A 4245-nucleotide genomic window follows, 5' to 3' on the forward strand; every position below is an offset into this window, starting at 1 on the left:
TCGCAACGCTCCAAACGTTGCTTTCAGACCGGCCAGATGCGATTTCATGTCCCAAATACCGAGGTGAATAATCCAGGTTTAGTTTTGCCGGGACATACTCGACAGTCGTACGCGCTTCGCGTTTACCGATCTTGACCAGTTTCCAACCAGCCGCGCATTTACGCTGCTCGGCTGTGATGTCGATGATTTTCTCAACGCATTCGACATCTAGACTGATCTTCTCACTGGTCTTTTTCGTCTTCTTCCGGTCGTGAGCCTTGACATGAGTGATGCTTTCTGCGGCCTCTAGTGCGGCCTGTGCCTGGGCGCGCTGCTCTTCGAACAACGAAAGTTGTTCGTTAGACGCTATCTCTGCCTGCTGAGTGTGCTCAGATTTCTGCCCGAATATCTGCTTCTTGAACCAAGCAAGTTGTTCTTCCAACTCGCTGACTTTATTGCGCAAGGCAATAACCTCGGCATGCTCATCTAATGCTACTGTCGTGTCACTCATGTACTCACCACCTTACCGATGGCTTGACTTTACCACTTCCTTGCCCTGCTGAATATGCTTTTGCGGTGGATTCACTGAATGAATCGTTGGCTCAATTGACCACCCCGTCAGAAGGCGAATCAATTGTTGATGCGTGAGCGACTTGGCGGCTGCCTGGTTCATTGGCCACTGAAGGCGACCATTCTCGTAGCGCTTATACAATAGTATGAACCCATCGCCAGCCCAGTAAAGAGCCTTGAAACGATCTTTGCGACTACCGCAAAACAAATAGAGATTGCGGCAATGAGGATCAAGGTGGTATTGTTCCTCGACGATTCCAGTTAGGCCGTCTATCCCACGACGCAGATCCGTCCGGCCGCAAATCAGATAAACTTCGGAGATTTGCTTCAGGTCCAGTAACATTCAGAACACCGCCTTTAGCAGTGCTTCAAGGATATAGCCATTGATATGATTGTAGACGATGACTGTCTTTTCGTTACTGAGCTTAAATTGCAGGGCCTTGGTTGTTTCCAATGGCCTGGTGCCTGACTGATCCAGACGAACATGTACGATATCTGGTTTATTTTCCATTAAAACACCCCACCAATTGATTGATGAGGTCAGTGTACCGCCAGGTACCAGTCAAACAAATCCGTCATTTAAAAGGGTGCTTACAAATTACCTGTATACTTTAAGGCTGGTTCAAACGTCTTATTAAGGGAAGGAGGGGTGAGATGGTAAAGTCAGACTTTGATGCTCACTTGCTGACATTAGGCCAGCAAGTGGTGCAGCGCCTGCAAGCGCGGGGCATTCAACGGGCCGATGCCGAGGATGCCGTGGCCACGGCTTATGAAAAAATCATTATCCTGCTGCCCAACTTGTCAGTGCGCAATTTTGATGGCTGGTTTTACCGGATTGCCCTGAACGCCTGCCTCGATGAACTGCGCAAACACCGCCGCGAAACCTTGACGCAGCAGCTGCCGGAAGCCAGTACGCTGACGCCGCAAAGCTTTGCAACGTTAATTGCGCCGCTCCCGGCCAACCAGCAGGAGCTCGTGGCGCTGAAGTATTACTACGGCTTTTCATATGAAGAAATCGGGGCGCTGCTGGCCATCAAACCGGCCAGTGTCAAAACGATGTTAGCTCGCGCACGGAAGCAGTTGCGCGGTCAATGGGAGGAAACATAAGATGTTAGATCAAGCCTTACGCAAAGCCAAATGGCGCCAGCACCTAATGATGGTGCTGATTGCCGTGATTGTCTTAATCATTGGGGGACCGCTCGCCTATAGTGGCCTCAACCAATTATGTGGGCGTCAAACCGATGCCTTGTACACCGCGCTCACGAATTATCATTTGGTGGCGGAGCCGAATGTGACAGTGGCCAGTGAAATGCTTGCTAATAATTCCAGCTTTGGCGGGAATGTTGTCACCAAGGAATATAAGGAAATTGATGGTTATGTGGTGCCTTGGGGAACATACACGTCGCATTACAGTTTCCACGACTGGGAAATGGACGAGAGTTTTACCCAGACGGTTTCCAATCGCCTTGATGAAAACACAGATCGCCAGCAGTTTCAAAACACGACCCTGCAGAAAGTGGCCCGCTTTTACACGCACACCCATGACCTACCGAATGAAGCCCGAAGCTTGAGTCGGTTACCCAACCATGTGGGCGAAATTGCAGTGACTTTTTCCCGCGCCGTGACGTATGCGGAACTGAAGCAATGGGTGCCAAAAAATGTCAATTTGACCTGGGGGTATGTCTTTAACGACACCAAGCGTGTGGCCCTGGAAGGCGATAATAGTGGCTTAGTCGAAAACCCGATTGGGATGGATCTCAGTTATGATCAAGGTCCCAATCGTCAGCTTAAGGATTGGCAAACGGCTTTGCGTGGGTACTGGGGAAACCAGACACGGAGCGCTGGGATGAAGCTGGCCCTCAAGGCTTCCGCCAAAACTTTGCGGTTTCGTGGGGTGATTCTCACTGGTACGACCGAGCAGTTGGCGAAGGTGGCGGGCGCCGCTAATGTGGCCGGCACCAGCGTTGGCGTCACCGTCGCCCGCGTGCCGTATATTAAGCCAGTTAAATAAGTGCGCACAGAAAAATAGTCCAGATTTAATTATGATGAGCATGATCGGATGGAGATCCTTCGCTCTGATTTACTGAAGGGTCGGAGCGACAAGGGCATCGAAGCGTACATTACTGAACATCTAAGTCAGTATGACGAAGTGTGAGGCCGCCATGACAAGTAATTTTCAAGCAGTACTGAATAACCTCGATGAGCTTGGCTTGAGTAAGATGAATGCCTATTTGCCAGAATACATTGACCAAATCAATTCGCAGCAACTCTCTTTTACTGAGGCATTACTTGATCTAACGGAGAGAGAATTGACCTGGCGGGAAAGCCGGCAGATTGGTCGCGTGATTGAACGCGCCAGATTTCCCCAAGAGAAAACGTTAAAGGAATTCGACTTTGCCTTTCAGCCGAGTATCAATCCTCAAGAAATCAAAGGTTTCAAAGACCTCGCGTTTCTAGAGAAACACGAAAACCTGATTTTTATAGGTAGTCCGGGAGTTGGAAAGACGCATCTTGCCATCAGCATCGGTATTGAGGCCTGTAAGCAAAATAAGCGGACATTGTTCGTCAACTGTCATGACCTACTTCTACGGCTCACGACGTCATATCAAAAAGGGACTCTGGACAGGGCCATTCACCAGTTTGCCAGGTATGACTTACTGATCATTGATGAAATCGGCTATCTGCCAATCGATCACGACGAGGCCAATCTCCTGTTCCAAGTGATCAATGCCAGATATGAGCAGCATTCGACTATCATTACGAGCAACAGTGAACTCTCTACCTGGGTAGACATCTTTCAAAATCCCACCGTAACGGCCGCCATTCTCGATCGATTAGTGCACCATGCCCACGTGATTAAGATCACTGGCAAATCCTATCGACTACGAAGTGGTGGGTAAGCGCCAAAAACCTACATTTTTAACCACCATAATCCTGCATTTTTAGACCGCTCTTGACAACTCTTCCCCAATGCGCAAATCATCATCGACCGCTTCCACATCATTCAGCTTCTCGGGCATGCTTTGGACCAGATCCGGGTTCAGTGTCTCAAGCAACTTAACGATCCACACTCTGCTGTATACAAAGCCTTGAAGACTAACTGGAAGGTATTCCACAAGGCTGATCCTGACGCCATTCAACCTCGGTATCGTTTTGGCCTCAATCAATTTCTCACCGATCAAGAAGTCATAGATATTGGTACTGACGCCTTTCCTCGTTTCAAGGCCGCATACGACACCTACATCGGCTTTCATGATGCGCTTCTTGACAATGACCCAGAACACCTGGAGGCGCTCATCAGGGGATATCAGCCTTGCGGAGAAGCCATGGATATCGCAATCAAAACCTTGGATAAGAACCTAACGGGTGTCTTAAATGCCGCAACCTCAGAGTACTCAAACGGTCCAATTGAGGGGGTCAACCGCAAGATCAAAGCGCTCAAGCGTTCCTGTTACGGCTTCGTCAATCAAACTCATATGTTCAAGCGTATTTACCAGCTGATCGCCTAAGCTCTTAGGATGGTTCAAACCCCGAGGAGGAGTGCGCTCTCTGCGACCTTTTCAAGAGCCACTGAACCTCAAAACAGTCCATTTCTATGTCTGGCCATCAGCTCATGGCTGTAAGCACCCAATAACTGACCGTATGTAAAAGGCAGCGCCCCAGCAGTACCCTTACCTCATCATGAAGAATGGTGAG

The 4245-nt window shown here is 49.3% G+C and carries 6 protein-coding genes and 1 pseudogene; 4 read left to right on the forward strand and 3 right to left on the reverse strand.

Features of this window, described 5'->3' with window-relative positions; translation table 11 throughout:
- The 3 genes from JUE67_RS12465 to JUE67_RS12475 all read right to left on the reverse strand — a co-directional run.
- On the reverse strand, positions 1–490 hold a 490-nt coding region (locus JUE67_RS12465; protein ID WP_203628643.1), incomplete at its 3' end, for an IS66 family transposase.
- Between the two features lie 12 nt (positions 491–502).
- On the reverse strand, positions 503–892 hold the full coding sequence (gene tnpB, locus JUE67_RS12470; protein ID WP_203628642.1) for an IS66 family insertion sequence element accessory protein TnpB: 390 nt from the start codon (positions 890–892) through the stop codon (positions 503–505).
- The gene (locus JUE67_RS12475; RefSeq protein ID WP_203628641.1) at positions 893–1060 is read right to left on the reverse strand and encodes a hypothetical protein; all 168 of its coding nucleotides are present in this window, start codon (positions 1058–1060) and stop codon (positions 893–895) included.
- A gap of 143 nt (positions 1061–1203) precedes the next feature.
- Here JUE67_RS12475 and JUE67_RS12480 point away from each other — a divergent pair, with 143 nt between their 5' ends.
- The 4 genes and pseudogenes from JUE67_RS12480 to JUE67_RS12495 all read left to right on the forward strand — a co-directional run.
- Positions 1204–1656 (forward strand): RNA polymerase sigma factor, encoded by a 453-nt coding sequence (locus tag JUE67_RS12480; RefSeq protein WP_203628640.1) that lies wholly within the window; start codon positions 1204–1206, stop codon positions 1654–1656.
- Position 1657: 1 nt separating this feature from the next.
- Positions 1658–2560: a sigma factor regulator N-terminal domain-containing protein gene (locus JUE67_RS12485; RefSeq protein ID WP_203628639.1), complete on the forward strand. Its 903-nt coding sequence runs from the start codon at positions 1658–1660 to the stop codon at positions 2558–2560.
- 151 nt (positions 2561–2711) lie between these two features.
- Positions 2712–3449, forward strand: coding sequence for an IS21-like element helper ATPase IstB (gene istB / locus JUE67_RS12490; RefSeq protein ID WP_005688200.1), 738 nt, complete (start codon positions 2712–2714; stop codon positions 3447–3449).
- A gap of 57 nt (positions 3450–3506) precedes the next feature.
- Positions 3507–4058 (forward strand): annotated as a pseudogene (locus JUE67_RS12495) (transposase); the annotation flags it as partial.
- Positions 4059–4245 lie beyond the last annotated feature (187 nt).

This window comes from Lacticaseibacillus mingshuiensis (assembly GCF_016861785.1).
GTDB classification, from domain to species: Bacteria; Bacillota; Bacilli; order Lactobacillales; family Lactobacillaceae; genus Lacticaseibacillus; species Lacticaseibacillus mingshuiensis.